A 17,043-nucleotide genomic window follows, 5' to 3' on the forward strand; every position below is an offset into this window, starting at 1 on the left:
AAATAAGGAGAGTCAATGAAGATAAGAGCACAAAAACAAATTATAGAATCTATACTCATTAATTTACAACCTTTTTTAGAGAAAAAAGATGCAAGTCAAATAACCTCACATATACTATTTTCAACACAAGACAATAAGTGTATTATTAAAGCCACCGATTCTGAAATAGGTTTACAAATTGTTACTGATAATATTAATATAGAAGCAGAAGGAGCATTTACTGCACACGGTAAAAAACTCCTGGATATTATACGTATACTTAAAGATGATGACATTACCTTAGAACTTTTAGACAATACACTCATTATCAAACAAAAACATTCTAAATTTAAACTACCGACATTTGATGCTAACTCTTATCCATCATTCCCTAATATAAATGATAAACCTCAAATTTCTCTGGATTCTCTAAGTTTGATTCAAAATCTTAAAAAGATCTCTCCTGCAATAGACACGAACAATCCAAAATTTGAACTCAATGGTGCTTTGATCAATATAAAAAATGACGGCACAGATCTAGTAGGTACCGATACTAGAAGATTGGCCATTGCAACCATACCAGGAAATAATAATGAAGCCCTCTCTTTAATTGTGCCTAAAAAAGCTATTTTGGAAATTCAAAAACTTTTTTTAGATCAAATCAATATCTTCTTTGATGAAACAAACCTTATTATTTCAAATGAAAACTATTATTTCTATACAAGATTGATCAATGGAAAATTCCCGGATTATCAACGTATCATCCCTGCTACAACAAAACATCAAATTACACTACCTAAAAAAGAAATGGTTGATGCGATAAAAATGATCACAACCATTTCACAAGAAATAAAAATGACACTTTTATCTGATACTATTATTTTTAACTCTTTGAGTGCAGATAATGTAGAAGCTAAAACAGAATTAGAGATCAATACAGGTCTCAATGATAAATTTGAACTTTCATTCAATAGTAGATATATCTTAGATTTTATTTCACAAGTCAATAAGAATGAATTTACTATTGAATTCAATGAACCATCACTGCCGTTTATTGTTAAAGACGATAATTTTATTACAATCATCATGCCAATCGTAGCATAAAAGGAAAAGCGTTATATGAGTGAAAATAAAACAAAATATATTTTTGTTACAGGTGGTGTACTTTCATCTTTAGGAAAAGGTATTACTGCTGCAAGTATAGGAACATTATTAAAACATACAGGACAACGTGTAGGCGTACTAAAACTCGATCCCTATATCAATGTTGACCCTGGTACTATGTCTCCTTTGGAACATGGTGAGGTTTTTGTTACCAAAGATGGTGCAGAAACAGACCTTGATCTTGGTCATTATGAAAGATTTTTAGATACTTCATTGACACAAAACAATAACTTTACCACAGGTCTTGTTTACAAAACGGTTATTGAAAATGAACGTAAAGGAAAATATCTTGGAAAAACGATCCAAGTGGTTCCTCATATTGTAAACGAAATTAAAGATCGTATCGTTAAAGCAGGCGAAAATAAAGATATTCTCATTGTTGAACTGGGTGGTACAACAGGTGATATCGAAGGTTTACCGTTTTTAGAAACGATCAGACAAATGAAACATGAATTTGGTAAAACGCAGGTCATGAATATACACGTCACGCTTTTACCTTATATCAAAGCTGCAGGAGAGCTTAAAACAAAGCCGACACAGCATTCTGTACAGGAACTTAGACGCATAGGAATTGCACCGCATATGTTGGTACTCCGTGCTGAAGTGCCAGTTTCTACTGAAATTAAACGAAAAATAGCCTACTCTTGTGATGTAGATGAAGATTCTGTAATCGTTGCTGCTGATGCACCTACGATTTATCAAGTACCTTTAAACTTTTTAGATCAAGATATATTAACACCTATTTGTAAACAATTGGATCTACATGATTGCCAGCCTAACATGGATAAATGGAGAGATCTGGTACATAAGATCATTATGCCTAGTGACAGTATGAAAATTGCATTTGTAGGTAAATACCTGGATCTTAAAGAGTCTTATAAGTCTTTAACAGAAGCCCTTATTCATGCAGGTGCACATCTTGATACAAAAGTAGAGATCAAATGGGTGGACAGTGAGAAGGTTGAAGATGACGGTGCGCAAAAATATTTGAGTGACTGTGACGGTATTTTGGTTGCAGGTGGTTTTGGCGGACGTGGTGTAGAAGGTAAAATTCAGGCCATTCAATATGCAAGAGAAAATAAAATACCATTTTTAGGTATTTGCCTTGGTATGCAACTGGCAATGGTAGAATTTGCCAGAAATGTACTGGGTATAAACGATGCAACGTCTGTAGAATTTGATGAGAATACCCCAAATCCTATTATTTATCTTATCGATGAATTCATAGATGCGAGTGGTTCAAAACAGGTAAGAACTACGACATCTCCAATGGGTGGGACCATGCGTCTTGGTGAATATGAATGTGAAACAAAAGAGGGTTCAAATCTTAGAGCAGCTTATGGTTCTAAAGTGATTTACGAAAGACATAGACACCGGTATGAAGCAAACCCTAAATATAGAGAAGCGTTAGAGGCAAAGGGTATGGAAATTACAGGTGAATCTGACGGACTGATAGAAGCAGTAGAAGTGAAAGATCACCCATGGTTCTTAGGTGTACAGTTCCACCCGGAATTTACTTCTAGACTCCAAAATGCCAATCCATCGATCTTGGCTTTTGTCAATGCAGCACTTCAACATAAAAAATAGATGGTTCGCCCATTAACACTCACAGGGTTAGAAACACTTTTAACTATGCGCTTTGAAGAGGGTTTCCTCTCTTTGCGGGATCTACCTAAACCTTCTTTGTTTAAAGATATGGATAGAGCAACAGAACGTATCGTTGATGCCATTAAAAATAGAGAAAAAATAACCATTATCGGTGACTATGATGTCGATGGCGTCACCTCTACCACTTTGATGAAACTTTTTTTCGATGAAATCGGTTATCCTATAGAGTGGATCATACCAAACCGGTTTAAAGATGGATATGGGCTCTCTGCAAATATCATACCTCGTATAATCGGTACAGATCTGGCACTCACAGTGGATAACGGTATTTCAGCTGTCTATGCAGCCCAACTTTGTAAAGAAGAGGGTATAGATCTTATTATTACAGATCATCATCTTTTAGCGCCTGAAGTACCAGAAGCTTATGCCATCATAAACCAAAAACAAGAAACATGTACTTTTCCTTATAAAGATGTGTGTGGTGCTCAAATTGCATGGTATCTTATTGCCTCACTTAAAAATGCACTTGAGATTAAAATTGACATGATGGCATATATGGAATTGGTCTCTATTGCTATTATTGCAGATATGATGCCACTGCAGCATATTAACCGGGCAATGGTTCTTGCAGGGATCAAAGCGCTCAATCAGAGTAAACGGCCTGCGATCAGAGCTTTTCTTGAACACAGTCAAAAAGAGATGATCACATCAGAAGATATAGGATTCTTTCTTGCACCGTTACTGAATAGTGCAGGGCGGATGGAAGATGCCTCTTTTGCCGTAGATTTTCTCACTTCGACTAATATCTATGATGCTAGAGTAAGATTGGAACGTCTTATAGAATTTAATACCCTTAGAAAAGCTACCGAACATGATATTACACAAAAAGCCATAACCCAAGTGGAACAGGATGACAAAGTGGCGATTGTGGTTGGTGAAGCGTGGCATGAAGGCGTTGTAGGTATCGTAGCGGCAAGGGTGGCACGGGCATGTGAAAAACCTTGTATCATACTTACACAAAGTGAAGAGGGATTACTGAAAGGGAGTGGTAGAAGTTTTGGAGAGTGTGATCTCTTTGCTATTGTAGATGGTGCTAGAATGCATTTAGAGAAGTTTGGAGGTCATCAAGCAGCCATTGGTCTCTCTTTAAAAGAAGAGAGCTTAGAAACCTTTAAAATGGAAGTAGAGAGAAATTTTAAAGAAGGTGCTTATGTGAAAGAACTGTTTGACCCGGATATTGTAGGAAATCTGCATTTTTCTGCTATCTCTTTTGAGTTGACATCCCTCATGAAGAAGTATGAACCTTACGGACAGGGAAATGCTACACCAAAATTTGTCAGTAGCAATGTGGAGATTCTTCAGGCAGACACTATGGGTAAAGAGGGAGAACACATACGTTTTTCTTTTGCCCAGGATGGTGTCGTGATGCAGGGAGTGAAATTCAAGACACGAGAAGTATTTGAAACGGGTACTAAAGTTGATATCGTCTATACAGTCACTGAAAATCATTTTCGGGGAAGGGTTACTTTACAACTGATGGTAGATAAAATCGTCACATGATGGTTTATTTTCTAGATTGAATTAGTAAAGATCCAAATGATAAAAAACGTTAAAACAGATAGGTGGAGTGTGTATTCAAAAAGGAGATTACAATAAAAAAATTGTAATGTATCTGTTTTAACGCCCATAGATTAGGGATAAATACTATGGATAAGATAAGTATAACCTAGGTCATTCAATAAATATACATATTTCTGTATATTTTTTAATCAATTGAATAGAAATCTTAAATTATTGATAATATTATTAGATGAACCTAAGGCAAAAAGCCTTAGGTATGTTAATGGAGAGAGATTAAATTGGTAAAACTCTGATGTTTTCGTCTAGTTTCTCTTTTAAAATGTTTTCTATAGCGAAAAGTGTACCTGTACTTGAACTTGCACAACCAGAACATGCACCTAAATAACGGATGTAAATGTCAAAGTTCGCACCGTTCTCTTTGATGTCAAGGATCTCCATGTCACCGCCGTCCATCACAAGCATTTGTCTGATATTTTCATCGACTACTTTATCGACTGCTTTGATACGCTGAACGATAGTCATTTTAGCAAAATCAGCAGCAGGACCACCTTCATTACCAAGCGTTGCACCAGCAGCGATTTTTTCCTTTTCATACTCTTCTAACAAGTCTACAAGATAGACATCTTTTTCCTCGTGTCCACCAGGTTTGATACATGATTTACAAAATGCACCTGCTTTTGTGTAATCTGTGATCTGTTCCACTGTAGTAAGGTCATTAAGACGGATCACCTCTTGGAGTGTAGAGAGTGTGATACGTGCACATTCACACACGATCACTTCCTCTTCAAAGCTTTCGATATCTACACCTTTATACTGTGCTGCAGCTTTCTTGATCACATCATAAGCCATAACAGAACAGTGCATTTTTTGCGGTGGCACTGCCGGGGTATCAGCGTCATCACGCATTGCTTTTTCAACATCGATATTTGTGATCTTCACAGCTTCATCCACTGTTTTGCCTTTACAGAGTTCAGCCATTGTATCAGAAGAAGCAATAGCAGTACCACAACCAAAACTTTTGAACTTAGATGAAAGAATTCTATCTGTTTCAGGATCTACTGCCCAGTAAAGTCTTACGGCATCCCCACAGCTCTCTGCACCAAAGTCGGCAACGATGAGTCTTGCACCCATCTCTTTTGCTTCTTCTTCCGTGATCTCACCCATGTTTTGCGGGTTGTTCATTAAATCTGTTACTTTATTGCTATACTCATCCCAGATGGTACCGCCTACTAAACTATCTATACCCATAATATATCCTTTCTTATTTTCTATCTATTAATGGTGATGAGCGTCTAATCCGCTCTCATGACCTGCCGGTGCATATGCGTATGAACTTGAGATCCCTCTCAGTCTTATCACCGCTGCGTTAACCACTTTAAGTGTGTAGTCCAACTCATCCTGTGTCGTGTAACGGCTCAGTGAAAAACGGATAGCCGTATGTGCCAAATCCTCTGCTGCACCGATAGCTTCCATCACTGAGTTTGCTTCCAGATCTTCACTTGCACAGGCTGAACCTGTACTTGCACCGATACCTGCACGGCTAAGATCCCATAACATTGATTCACCTTCAATACCTCTGAATGAAATGAGGATGGTATTTGGTGTTCTTTTCTCTCTTGGTGTGACGACGAATGTATCTTCTATTTTGAGGAGTTCATCTTCAAAAGCATCTCTCATCTTTCTGATCTCTGACATTTCATAGTCAAGCGCATCGATCGCCTGTTCCATTGCCTTACCCATACCTACGATACCAGGTACATTGAGCGTACCTGAACGGTATCCACCCATTTGTGAACCACCGTGAAGCAGAGGCATAAGCTCTTTACCTTTTTTCATATACAAGGCACCTACACCCTTAGGTCCATGGAACTTATGTGCTGAGAATGTAAGGTAGTCTACATTAAATGACTGTACATCTACAGGTATTTTCCCTATAGCTTGTACGGCATCTGTATGAAAAGGTACGTTGTGTTTTTTACAGATAGCACCTATCTCTTCTACCGGGAAGATAGCACCTGTTTCATTATTTGCCCACATCACTGATACAAGAGCAGTTTTATCTGTAATACTCTCTTCTACACTCTGGGCATCGATAAGTCCCTCATGGTTAATAGGAAGATACGTGACCTTGCATCCCATATTTTCCAGAAACTTTGCAGTGGCAATGACAGAAGGGTGTTCCACCTCAGAAACGATAATATGGTTCTTTTTACCTGTCAAAATCTGATCAAAATAGATACTTTTGAGTACCCAGTTATTGCTCTCTGTTGCACAAGAAGTGATGATAACAGAATCCTCTCTAGGAGAATTGATACCTGCATAGATTCTTTCCATACCGGCTTTTATACCAGGATGCGTGTCACTTGCAAATATGTGCAGTGAGTTTGGATTACCATACCTCTGTACAAAATAAGGTTCCATCTCAGCGAAGACCTGAGGGTCAACGATAGTGGTTGCATTATTGTCTAAATAGACCTTCATTCATTTTCTCCTTTGAATAGGACCAAATCCATTCAATTTCATTTAAATTTTTTTTGTAATGATACTCATTTTAATTGAGACAATTTTAGTCCTAATTAGTTTTACGCATAATACGCTGTTATTCTTAAATTAAGATAAATTTTAAGTTAAAGAGGAGAGTTTTACTCTGGTTTATATGGTTTTTGGCTGATCTACAACGAGGAGAGTTTAAATACGGAATATTATAGAAGTGATCTGCAAGTTACAAATACCAAATACGGAGACTATCCGTATTGTTTAAAAATTTGAAGGGGTAGGAGTATTGATAAGGTTATAAAATTCGTTTCTGGTACGTTCATCACTTTTAAATAGACCACGCAGCGCAGAACTGACTGTCGTTGAATTGATTTTTTGCACCCCTCTCATCTCCATACACATATGGCGTGCATGTACGACTACTGCTACACCTTTAGGTTTGATCGTTTCCAAAATAGCATCTGCGATCTGTTCGGTCATCTGTTCTTGTATCTGCAGACGTCTGGCATAGACATTGACGATGCGGGGGATCTTTGAGAGACCCACGACTTTTCCGTCAGGTATATATGCAACATGGGCTCGTCCTATAATAGGAAGCATGTGATGTTCACACATAGAGTAGAACTCGATATCACGTACCAGTACCATCTCATCATTACTTGTGCTGAAGAGTGCTTGATTCAGTATCTCTTTGGGGTCTTGCTGGTAACCCTCTGTCAGGAATTGGAGTGCTTTGGCAACACGGCTTGGTGTTTTAAGTAAACCTTCCCGTGTAGGGTCTTCTCCTAAAAGTTCAAGGACTTTGGTCACAGCCTGTTCAAATTCTTCTTCTTTATTCATGATAGTACCTAATGAGATATTTTTCACATTGTAGCTAAAAACAATTTAACAATCTTCTCATCTACTTTAGAGATAGCGAGTTTTTGTATCTCATCGACACTAAAATAGTCAGAGTGTTCAGGCGTATGTTCATAATAGAGATAGACTTTACAGTTGAGTTTAAAGTGTGTATAAACATGGGTGACTTCACCCAGATAATCAGAAGCACACTCCGGGATCTCCACAGATTCAAACCCCCAAAGGCCATGCAGGAATTTACCTTTTCTTTGTCTCAGTGAGAGTTTATCTTCATAGATATGGATAAGAATATTTTGTTCTCTGGTCGGTACCATACGTTTCTTTTTTTCAGGATAGCGTTCAGGATCTTCTTTTCCTTTACAGATATCACTAAGAGGACAGATCTCACATTTAGGATTTCTAGGCAGACAGATCGTTGCCCCTATATCCATCATTGCCTGGTTGTAGTCAAAAGGATTGACTTTGTCTACCAGATCATAAGCGATCTCCCAGAGTCTTTTCTCTGTGGGCTTGATGATCTGGTGTAGACGGCACAGTATACGTTTGACATTGGCTTCCATGATAGGAACAGGTTGGTGAAAGGCAAAGGCAGCAACGGCATGGGCAGTATTTTTACCGATACCTGGAAGTTTGATGAGTTTCTCTATATCACTTGGCAGTTCATCTACAAGTGTGGCGGTCTTGTGTAGGTTCTTGGCACGATTGTAGTAGCCAAGCCCTTCCCACATCTTTAATACATCATCCAAAGGTGCTTCCCCTAAACTTTTTAGGCTGGGAAAACGTTCAATAAAAGGGATGTAGTATCTCTCCAATACGGTTTTGACCTGTGTCTGTTGAAGCATCACTTCCGAGAGGTAGATATAATATGCTTCATCTGTGTTGCGCCAGGGGAGGTCCAGTCTTCCGCTTTGCTGGTACCACTCTTGGATGGTTTGGTGGGTTTTTCTATACATGATGGGATTATAGCATGTGTTGCTTTGTACGCCCAGAATCAAGAGAAAGAAAATCAACGCTTGTACCATCATTATATAATAGGGTATCCAAGCAAACATTTTTATGAAGTTCAGTTTATTTTATGGTTAATCACATATTAATACAACTTTTATTACCATAAGAGATTCTATTGAACATGATAAGGAAGACGTATGAAATTAAAGAGAGTGATATTGGCATTTTTGATGCTTTTTGGACTGGCACAGGCGGATGTGCCTTCCAATGCGGCAGAAACAAAATTAACAGCAGAACTTTGGGGGAATGAAGGTAATCAGGCAGTTCAATTGGATTCATTGATCAAAAAGATCAATACAATTGGTTATTCTGTCGTGCAAGCGAATAGAAATATACAAGTACATTGGCAAAACATGTTTAATGAGAAGACTTTGGAGATGATCTCTTTCTATGGTCTTGTAAATATAGAGGCACTGAGACCGCTTTTGCTTAAAAACCCAGATTTCGGCGCTTATGCCCCTTTCAACTTCTTTGGCTATAAAACACTTGATAAAGAGGATAATAACACCTGGTATGGACACCTTACTCCAAATACTATGCTGGATATCATCGGTGAGAAAGATGTAGAGACAAGGAAAGAATTTACAGATATGGTAGGTTCTTTTGATGCATTGGTAGAAAAAGAGATGAAGCCTACAAAATCAAAAAGGTTTGAACATACGAAGCCATTACCAAAAAACGGGTTGACAAGAATGGTGAAAAAGTTTGAAAGAACAGATGACCTAGAGACATTTGTTGAAGAGTTTGTTATGGACCATGATGGACGTTTCTCTCAACATCATTTTGTCATTGCAGGGTTTATTGATTTTAAATTTGAATATGCCGATATGGAGATGGAATTTGACAAATATGATGCTTACTGGGTCTCTATGCTTTGCCACTTTGAATTCTCAAACTCTATCTTCAACAGAGGTATGCCTCAAGCAGGTATGTTCGCACCATGTTCAGTCTATTTCTATGTTCCTAAGGGAACTAATGAACTTCACGTAGGGTATGCAAGTGTAGATAACTGGATCAATGCACTCGACTTTAAAGACCAAAAACGTATTGATCATATGAGGGCGATCGATGCAGAAGTGGTTGAAACCTTTAAAGAGATGGGCTTTGAAGTAGTCACTCTCGGTAAAGACTAGCGCTTACAAAAGACAAGTTAAAGAAAATAGTATAAAAAGGAAATAGATGAAATTTACCAAAATGGCATTAGCGTTCTTATTGGCATTTGCTACACTGCAGGCAGAAGGAACTAAACTGGATATCTCTGCACCTGCACCGGAAGTATTAAGCACATATTATGCTGCAAAAGCACAAAGTACAGAAAAAGTAGAATCAAAATTGAAAGCCAACGGCTTTTCCATTTTGGCTACGACTACACCGATCAAAGGTGCAACGGTGATCACAGTGACCAATGATGAGCTCAAGGCTACAAATACTTGGCTGGCAACACTGAATGTACTTGTCAATGAAAAAGAAGTACGCATACAAAATCCATCCTATTTTGGTGCAGCTTACCTTCAGGACAAGTATACCTATGGTCAGTTTTCCGGAACATTGAAATCTTTTCAAAAAGCACTCGGTGACCTTTATACGGTAGAAGATGAGTTCAAACTTTCAAAACTTCCACACTATCAGTTCATGATGGGTATGGCCCATGTAGAGGATACGATCGAAGTAGGTGAAGGTGAAGACCTGGAAACAAAACTCAAAGAGAACAAATATGTAGCTTACACGCTTAAACTTCCTAATGGATCAACACTGGTCGGGCATAACCTAAGAAGCAGAACAAATAAATTCCTTCTTAAGATAGATGCAGCGCATAATGCACATATCTTGCCGTATAGAAGTATGATCAAAGAGGGTAAAGCGGTGATGTTGGACCCTAAATATTATTTGGCGGTCTCGTTACCTCTTTTAAGTATGACGGAGTTTATGAAAATAGCCTCTGCTCCGGGTAATATAGAAAAAGATATCAAAAGAACCTATAAATAGTATGACTTTTTTGTTCTCCAGGTTAAACCTGGAGAACTCTGTTTACAACCTCTTTTCCTCCTACCATTTTAACGCTTATTGGTATTTCAACATTATTTAGATAAAATCACATCATTATATATAAAGGATTGTAGTGAAAGTTACAGTAAACAAAGTAGACGACGCAAATATTATAGTAAGCGGCACTATAGAAAACAGTGCTGTTGAAGAGAACATTAACAAGATGGCTGTTCAAGCTGGTAAAGAGATGAAAGTAGACGGGTTCAGAAAAGGTAAAGTACCTGCGCACGTAGTCAAAAAACTCCATGGTGACAAGCTTGCACAGGATGCTGAAGGTGAAGTACTTAGGGAGCTTATTGATGCGGGTATGAAAGAAGCTGGTATCAATCCTGCAGATATGCTTGGTCAGCCTACTTTTAAGAAATATGACAAAACAGATTCTGGTATCGATGTTGAGGTAGAGATCTCTACTAGACCAGTATTTGAAGCAGAAGGTCATATGGATGTTCTTCCGGCCTTTGAGAGACCAACAGCATCAGACAAAGAGATCCAAGAGAAATTGGATGAGATCGCAGCTCAGCAGGCACCGTATACGAAGATCAAAAGAAAGCGTATGGTAAGAGACGGTGACATGGTAGTGATCGACTTTGAAGGTTTTGTAGATGGTGTAGCATTTGACGGTGGTAAAGCTGAGAAATTCAGCCTTAAGATCGGTTCAGGTCAATTCATCCCTGGATTTGAAGAGCAGATCATTGGAATGAAATATGATGAAGAGAAAACGATCACTGTGACGTTCCCTAAAGAGTATCAGTCATCTGATCTTGCAGGAAAAGAAGCAGAGTTCAAAGTAAAACTTCACGAAATTCAAGAGCAGGTACCTGCAGAACTTAACGATGAGTTGGCACAAAAACTGCTTCAAGGTGAAGAGAATGCAACACTTGAAATGTTGACGGATAGAGTAAGAACACAGATCGAATCAACAGAAATTTCTAAACTCTATAACGAAGACCTCAAGCCAAAATTGGTTGAAGCATTGGTAGAGAAATTTGACTTTGCATTGCCAAACAATATTGTTGAGCAAGAGATCGATGCAAAGGTGAATGCAAAAGCAAGAGAGATGAGTGAAGAGGAGCTTAACTCTTATAAAGATAATCCTGAGAAGATCGAAGCACTTCGTGAAGAAGTAAGAGCAGATGCAGTAGCGAGTGTAAAAGCGACATTTATCGTAGATGCACTGGCTAAAAAAGAAGAGGTATCTGTAGATGATCAAGAAGTATCACAGGCCATTTACTATGAAGCAATGATGAGTGGTCAAGATCCACAACAAGTGATCAAATATTACCAGGAGAATAATCTTCTTCCAGCGGTGAAGATGGGTATGATCGAAGATAAACTTTTTGGTAAGATGCTAGGTTTAGATAAATAAAAGAAACAAATAGTAACATTAGTTGCTATTTGTTCTGTTAACCTATAGAGTGTATAGTTGAGTGGATAAAAATCTATTTAACTATATATTATTAAAGGCAAAAGATGAGTTATATTCCATACGTTGTAGAACAGACCGGTAGAGGTGAAAGATCTTACGATATCTATTCACGGTTACTTAAAGACCGTATCATTATGCTAAGCGGTGAAGTCAATGATCAAGTGGCTTCCACTGTAGTGGCACAACTTCTTTTTCTTGAAGCACAGGATCCGGATAAAGATATCTATTTTTACATTAACTCTCCAGGAGGTGTGATCACTTCTGGGCTTTCAATGTTCGATACGATGAATTACATTAAACCGGATATTGTCACGATCTGTATAGGCCAGGCAGCATCTATGGGTGCTTTCTTGCTCTCTTCAGGGACAAAAGGTAAACGTTATGCGCTGCCACATGCACGTATTATGATCCACCAGCCTTCAGGCGGTGCTCAAGGTCAGTCAACAGATATCCAAATACAGGCACAAGAGATACAAAGACTCAAAGATACACTCAATGAGATCTTGGCAGAGCAAACAGGCAAAACAACCAAACGTATTGAAAAAGATACAGAGAGAGATAACTTTATGTCAGCCAGGGAAGCATTGGAATACGGGCTTATAGATAAAGTACTCACAAAAAGTTTTACCTAATAGAGATGGTGTATGGTTAGAGAAATAGTAGTATATCCGGACAAAAGACTCAAACTTGTCTCAAAAGAGGTAGAGTCTTTTGATGGTGCATTACATGATCTTCTTGATGACATGTATGATACGATGCGTGCGCGTAACGGTGTAGGCCTCGCAGCCATACAAGTCGGTATTGATATACGTGCACTGATCATCAACGTTCCTTTAGAGAATGCGGATGGAGAACATGACCAGCCTAAAGAGAATACGATAGAGATGATCAACCCTGTGATCCTTGAAAAAGATGGTTCCGAAAAGTTTCAAGAAGGGTGCCTCTCGGTTCCGGGTATCTATGAAGAAGTTGAACGTGCCAAACATGTGAAAGTAGAGTATCTAGACAGAGAGGGCAATAAGCATATCATAGAAGATAATGACTTCCTTGCCATTGCTATACAGCATGAGATAGACCATTTGGATGGTAAGGTATTCATTGAAAAACTCTCTTTTACAAAAAGAAAGAAATTTGAAAAAGAGTGGAAACGAAGATTAAAAGAGGCGTAGGCCAAGGCCAGTGTATTTGACCTTTTCTTTTTTATACTCCCTGCATGATCATCGCATCAGCCACACGTTGAAATCCTAAGATATTTGCAGCAGAAACAAGATCCATATCAAGCTTATACTCATCGCATGTTTGCTTGAGGTCACTGTAGATATTTGACATAATGTCTTGCAGTCTTTGATCTACTTTTTCAAATGAGAGATAGTTGAGTGAACTATTTTGGCTCATCTCCAATACGGAGACAGCCACACCTCCGGCATTGGCTGCTTTAGCTGGGCCAAAAAGAATATTATTCTCTTCAAAAAGAGCGATCGCTTCAGGTGTGGTAGGCATATTTGCACCTTCAGCAACGATCTTCACATCATTCTCTATGAGCAGTTTTGCAGAATCTTCACCCAATTCATTTTGGGTAGCACAGGGAAATGCGGCAAAACAAGGGATACTCCATACAAAACTGCGCCCTTCTGTATAACTTTCTCTTTTCACATATGTGGCTTTTTTTCTTTCCAGTGCATAATATTCCAGTGAAGCTCTTCGCTCCAATTTTATCTTTTTTAAAAGTTCAAGGTCTATACCGTTACTGTCATGGATCGCACCTTTGGAATCTGAACAGGTGACAGGAATGGCGCCGATCTCATAGAGTTTTTCTATCGCATGGATCGCAACATTGCCGCTGCCGCTGATGGTACAGATCTTACCTTTGAGTGTCTCTCCCATATCCTCCAAGAAGGTTTGTGTGAAATAGATAAGCCCATATCCTGTTGCCTCAGTACGTCCTAAACTTCCCCCTAGAGCAAGGGGCTTGGAGGTGATGATACTGTCATAAGAGTTCGTGAGCTGTTTGTATTGTCCAAAAAGATAGCCTACTTCCCTGGCTCCTACACCGATATCCCCACCCAGGATATCGATATCTGCACCGATACTGTTATAAAAAGCAGACATAAAAGCCTGACAGAATTTCATGATCTCTTTATCACTTTTACCTTTAGGGTCAAAATCAGCACCACCCTTTGCGCCTCCTATATGAAGTCCCGTGATCGCATTTTTAAAGATCTGCTCAAAAGCAAGGAATTTCAGGATATCCGGATTGACTGAAGGATGGAACCGTACACCGCCTTTGTAAGGGCCCAACGCATTGTTGAATTGAATCCTGTACCCATTATTGACATGGATGATATTGTCATCGTCCATCCATTCTATTTTAAAATGGATCGCTCTGTTGGGAACCATGATACGATCTATGATATTTTGATGCAGATATTCGGGATGTTTTTCTAAGAGTGGCTGTATCGTCTCGAGTACTTCTTTCAGTGCTTGAAAAAAAATGGTGTCACTTTTACAGTTACTTTTTTCGGCACGAATTAATGCCTGCTCAATATACTCCATGCTTGTCCTTTGTATGTGTGTAAACCCAATTATATTACAATTTGACATATTTTTAACCATTTTCACAAATTTAGTGCATCATGAGTGTATGAATGCAAAAATAGATAGTGGTACTCCACCCCAAAAGCAACACAAACAAGAACCTAAAAAAGAAGCCATTGTGAATCGATTGACCTGTGCAACACTCGAAGGTGTGAATGCACAGGTAATAGAAGTTTTACAAAAGGACTTCCAGGATTTACGGTTGTAGGCTTAGCCAGTAGCGACATTCAGGAGGCAAAAGAGAGGACAAAGTCGGCACTTCTTACCAATGATTTTGTTTTCCCACCGCTGAAGATCACGATCAATTTGAGTCCTTCGGATCTAAAGAAGTCGGGTACACACTTGGATCTGTCTATGGCACTGCGATATCTTGCCTCCACTCTTTGAAGAAGAGATACTGTCCATCGCAAAACATCAGTTCCTAGATGGTGTGGTACCAAGCTTTTCAGCTTTACGTCCTATAAGATCTCCTCATCACACTGCCAACTCTGCATCTATTTTCGGTGGAGGCTCCTCTATAGCCAGGATAGGAGAGGTAGCCTTGGCACATAAAGGGATACTCTTTTTCGATGAACTGCCTCACTTTTCCAAAGCGGTCCTTGAAGCCCTTAGAGAGCCACTGCAAGATAAAAAAGTGCATATAGCAAGGGTCAATGCAAAGATAGAATATGAAGCGGATATCATGTTCGTAGCGGCGCAAAATCCTTGCCCCTGTGGGAATCTGCTCTCTAAAAGTAAATCCTGCAGGTGTTCAGAACTTGAGATCAAACGTTACCAGAATAAACTTTCCGACCCATTTTTAGATAGAATAGATCTTTTTGTCGTTATGCAGGAAGTGAACAGTGAGGATAAGGGTGATATAAGCTCTGCTCAGATGCATCAAGCTGTTCTCAGGGCATTTAAGATACAAAAAGAGCGCGGGCAAGAGCGTCTTAATGGAAAATTGACAGAATAGGAGATAGAGATTTACTGTATATTAGAGAGTCATGCGAGTCAAATTTTAGAAAATGCTATCAGTAAATTTGGACTTTCACATAGAAGTATCGCATCAGTGAAAAAGACAGCTAGAACCATTGCAGATATTAATGGACATTTGCAGATCGAGAAAAGTGATATTTTGGAAGCATTGAGTTATAGACGCAGAAAATAGAAAAAAGAACCGATCTATTCGGTATTAGAATACCGAACAAACCGCTTTAGTAACGATAAATCCACCGACAACCAACCATACGAACATTGCAGAAGCTGTATAGACCGGTGCGAGTCCAAGACCTTTGAATTTCGCAAAACGTGTTCCCATACCCAGAGCGGTCATTGCCATCGTAAGAAGGAAAGTATCGATCTCATTGATTATATTTACGATATCTGCAGGCACAAGGTGCAGCGAGTTGAAACCGGCTACACCGATAAAGTAAACCGCGAACCATGGGATCACGAGTTTCACTTTTTCACCTGCAGCACCCTCTTTTTTAGCACTATAGCTTAGGTAGATACCAAGAATGATCAGCATTGGAGCGATCATAATGACTCTCGTCATCTTAACGATCACGGCTGCATCAGCCATCTCTTTAGGTGAACCAGGTACGGAGGCAGGTACAGCAACCACTTGTGCCACTTCGTGGATCGTACCACCTACATAGATACCAAACTCTTTGGCTGTCATATGAAGGAATCCGGCAGCAGGTTCAATGATCGCTGTGTAGAGTACCGGGTAGAGGAACATCGAGATCGTACCAAAAAGTACAACCATCGATACCGCAATAGCAGCTTTATACTCCTCAGACTTGAGTACAGGTTCCGTTGCAAGTACGGCCGCGGCACCACATACCGACGCTCCTGAAGCGGTAAGCATAGAAGTATCTTTCTCCATACCGAAGATCTTGTGTCCCAACCATGTACCGAGTATAAAGGTAGATGCCAGCATGATAAGAGAGACAAGGAATCCTGCCAACCCTACATCGATGATCTCTTGGAACGTAAGTCTGAACCCATAGAAAACGATCGCAAAACGAAGGATCTTTTTCGCTGAGAACGTGATCCCCCCTTGCCATGCTTCGGGGGTCTGATTATGCAAAGTATTGGCATAGAAAATACCAATGACGATACCGATCACAAGTGGTGAGATACCCAATGCCTTGACAGCAGGGAAATCTGAGATAAATGTTGCTGCTGCAGCGAAGATAGCAACAAATAAAATACCACTCATTGTACCTTTACGCTTTTGTGGAGAAAATGGCATAAAAATCCTTTTATTCAAAATTATTGATAACTTTTTTAGAATT

At 39.1% G+C, this 17,043-nt stretch carries 14 protein-coding genes and 1 pseudogene; 9 read left to right on the forward strand and 6 right to left on the reverse strand.

What is annotated here, in order from left to right:
* Window positions 1-15 precede the first annotated feature (15 nt).
* From dnaN to recJ, 3 genes are read left to right on the forward strand one after another with little or no spacing between them, the layout of a single operon-like run.
* Window positions 16-1,083, forward strand: coding sequence for a DNA polymerase III subunit beta (gene dnaN, locus SULAR_RS08565; RefSeq protein ID WP_008245049.1), 1,068 nt, complete (start codon window positions 16-18; stop codon window positions 1,081-1,083).
* A gap of 15 nt (window positions 1,084-1,098) precedes the next feature.
* Window positions 1,099-2,730, forward strand: coding sequence for a CTP synthase (locus tag SULAR_RS08570; protein WP_008245051.1), 1,632 nt, complete (start codon window positions 1,099-1,101; stop codon window positions 2,728-2,730).
* Entirely contained in the window at window positions 2,731-4,311 is a 1,581-nt protein-coding gene (recJ, locus tag SULAR_RS08575) for a single-stranded-DNA-specific exonuclease RecJ (protein WP_038000473.1), read from the forward strand.
* Window positions 4,312-4,605: 294 nt separating this feature from the next.
* Here recJ and SULAR_RS08580 read toward each other — a convergent pair whose 3' ends face one another.
* From SULAR_RS08580 to SULAR_RS08595, 4 genes are all read right to left on the reverse strand, one after another.
* Window positions 4,606-5,580: an iron-sulfur cluster assembly scaffold protein NifU gene (locus SULAR_RS08580; protein ID WP_008245053.1), complete on the reverse strand. Its 975-nt coding sequence runs from the start codon at window positions 5,578-5,580 to the stop codon at window positions 4,606-4,608.
* A 27-nt stretch (window positions 5,581-5,607) separates the two neighbouring features.
* The gene (locus tag SULAR_RS08585; protein ID WP_008245054.1) at window positions 5,608-6,813 is read right to left on the reverse strand and encodes a NifS family cysteine desulfurase; all 1,206 of its coding nucleotides are present in this window, start codon (window positions 6,811-6,813) and stop codon (window positions 5,608-5,610) included.
* 276 nt (window positions 6,814-7,089) lie between these two features.
* Window positions 7,090-7,668 carry a GTP cyclohydrolase I FolE gene (folE, locus tag SULAR_RS08590; protein ID WP_008245055.1) on the reverse strand — a complete coding sequence of 193 codons (579 nt, stop codon included), beginning with the start codon at window positions 7,666-7,668 and terminating at the stop codon, window positions 7,090-7,092.
* Window positions 7,669-7,691: 23 nt separating this feature from the next.
* Window positions 7,692-8,639, reverse strand: coding sequence for an A/G-specific adenine glycosylase (locus SULAR_RS08595; protein ID WP_038000503.1), 948 nt, complete (start codon window positions 8,637-8,639; stop codon window positions 7,692-7,694).
* A gap of 192 nt (window positions 8,640-8,831) precedes the next feature.
* Between SULAR_RS08595 and SULAR_RS08600 the strand changes: the two genes are divergently transcribed.
* From SULAR_RS08600 to def, 5 genes are all read left to right on the forward strand, one after another.
* On the forward strand, window positions 8,832-9,827 hold the full coding sequence (locus SULAR_RS08600; RefSeq protein WP_008245062.1) for a hypothetical protein: 996 nt from the start codon (window positions 8,832-8,834) through the stop codon (window positions 9,825-9,827).
* Between the two features lie 46 nt (window positions 9,828-9,873).
* Window positions 9,874-10,680 carry a hypothetical protein gene (locus SULAR_RS08605; protein ID WP_008245072.1) on the forward strand — a complete coding sequence of 269 codons (807 nt, stop codon included), beginning with the start codon at window positions 9,874-9,876 and terminating at the stop codon, window positions 10,678-10,680.
* Between the two features lie 133 nt (window positions 10,681-10,813).
* Window positions 10,814-12,106, forward strand: coding sequence for a trigger factor (tig, locus tag SULAR_RS08610; protein ID WP_008245081.1), 1,293 nt, complete (start codon window positions 10,814-10,816; stop codon window positions 12,104-12,106).
* 104 nt (window positions 12,107-12,210) lie between these two features.
* Window positions 12,211-12,798, forward strand: a complete 588-nt coding sequence (gene clpP / locus SULAR_RS08615; RefSeq protein WP_008245082.1) for an ATP-dependent Clp endopeptidase proteolytic subunit ClpP — start codon at window positions 12,211-12,213, stop codon at window positions 12,796-12,798.
* 12 nt (window positions 12,799-12,810) lie between these two features.
* Entirely contained in the window at window positions 12,811-13,335 is a 525-nt protein-coding gene (def, locus tag SULAR_RS08620; protein ID WP_008245084.1) for a peptide deformylase, read from the forward strand.
* A 31-nt stretch (window positions 13,336-13,366) separates the two neighbouring features.
* Here def and gdhA read toward each other — a convergent pair whose 3' ends face one another.
* Window positions 13,367-14,719 carry an NADP-specific glutamate dehydrogenase gene (gdhA, locus tag SULAR_RS08625; RefSeq protein ID WP_008245086.1) on the reverse strand — a complete coding sequence of 451 codons (1,353 nt, stop codon included), beginning with the start codon at window positions 14,717-14,719 and terminating at the stop codon, window positions 13,367-13,369.
* A gap of 157 nt (window positions 14,720-14,876) precedes the next feature.
* Between gdhA and SULAR_RS11050 the strand changes: the two are divergent.
* Window positions 14,877-15,911 (forward strand): annotated as a pseudogene (locus SULAR_RS11050) (ATP-binding protein).
* Window positions 15,912-15,935: 24 nt separating this feature from the next.
* On the opposite strand, the gene SULAR_RS08635 reads toward SULAR_RS11050, so the two are convergent.
* Window positions 15,936-17,000, reverse strand: a complete 1,065-nt coding sequence (locus SULAR_RS08635) for a YeiH family protein (RefSeq protein WP_008245105.1) — start codon at window positions 16,998-17,000, stop codon at window positions 15,936-15,938.
* Window positions 17,001-17,043: the final 43 nt, after the last annotated feature.

The sequence above is a fragment of the Sulfurovum sp. AR genome, assembly GCF_000296775.1.
Taxonomy (GTDB): domain Bacteria; phylum Campylobacterota; class Campylobacteria; order Campylobacterales; family Sulfurovaceae; genus Sulfurovum; species Sulfurovum xiamenensis.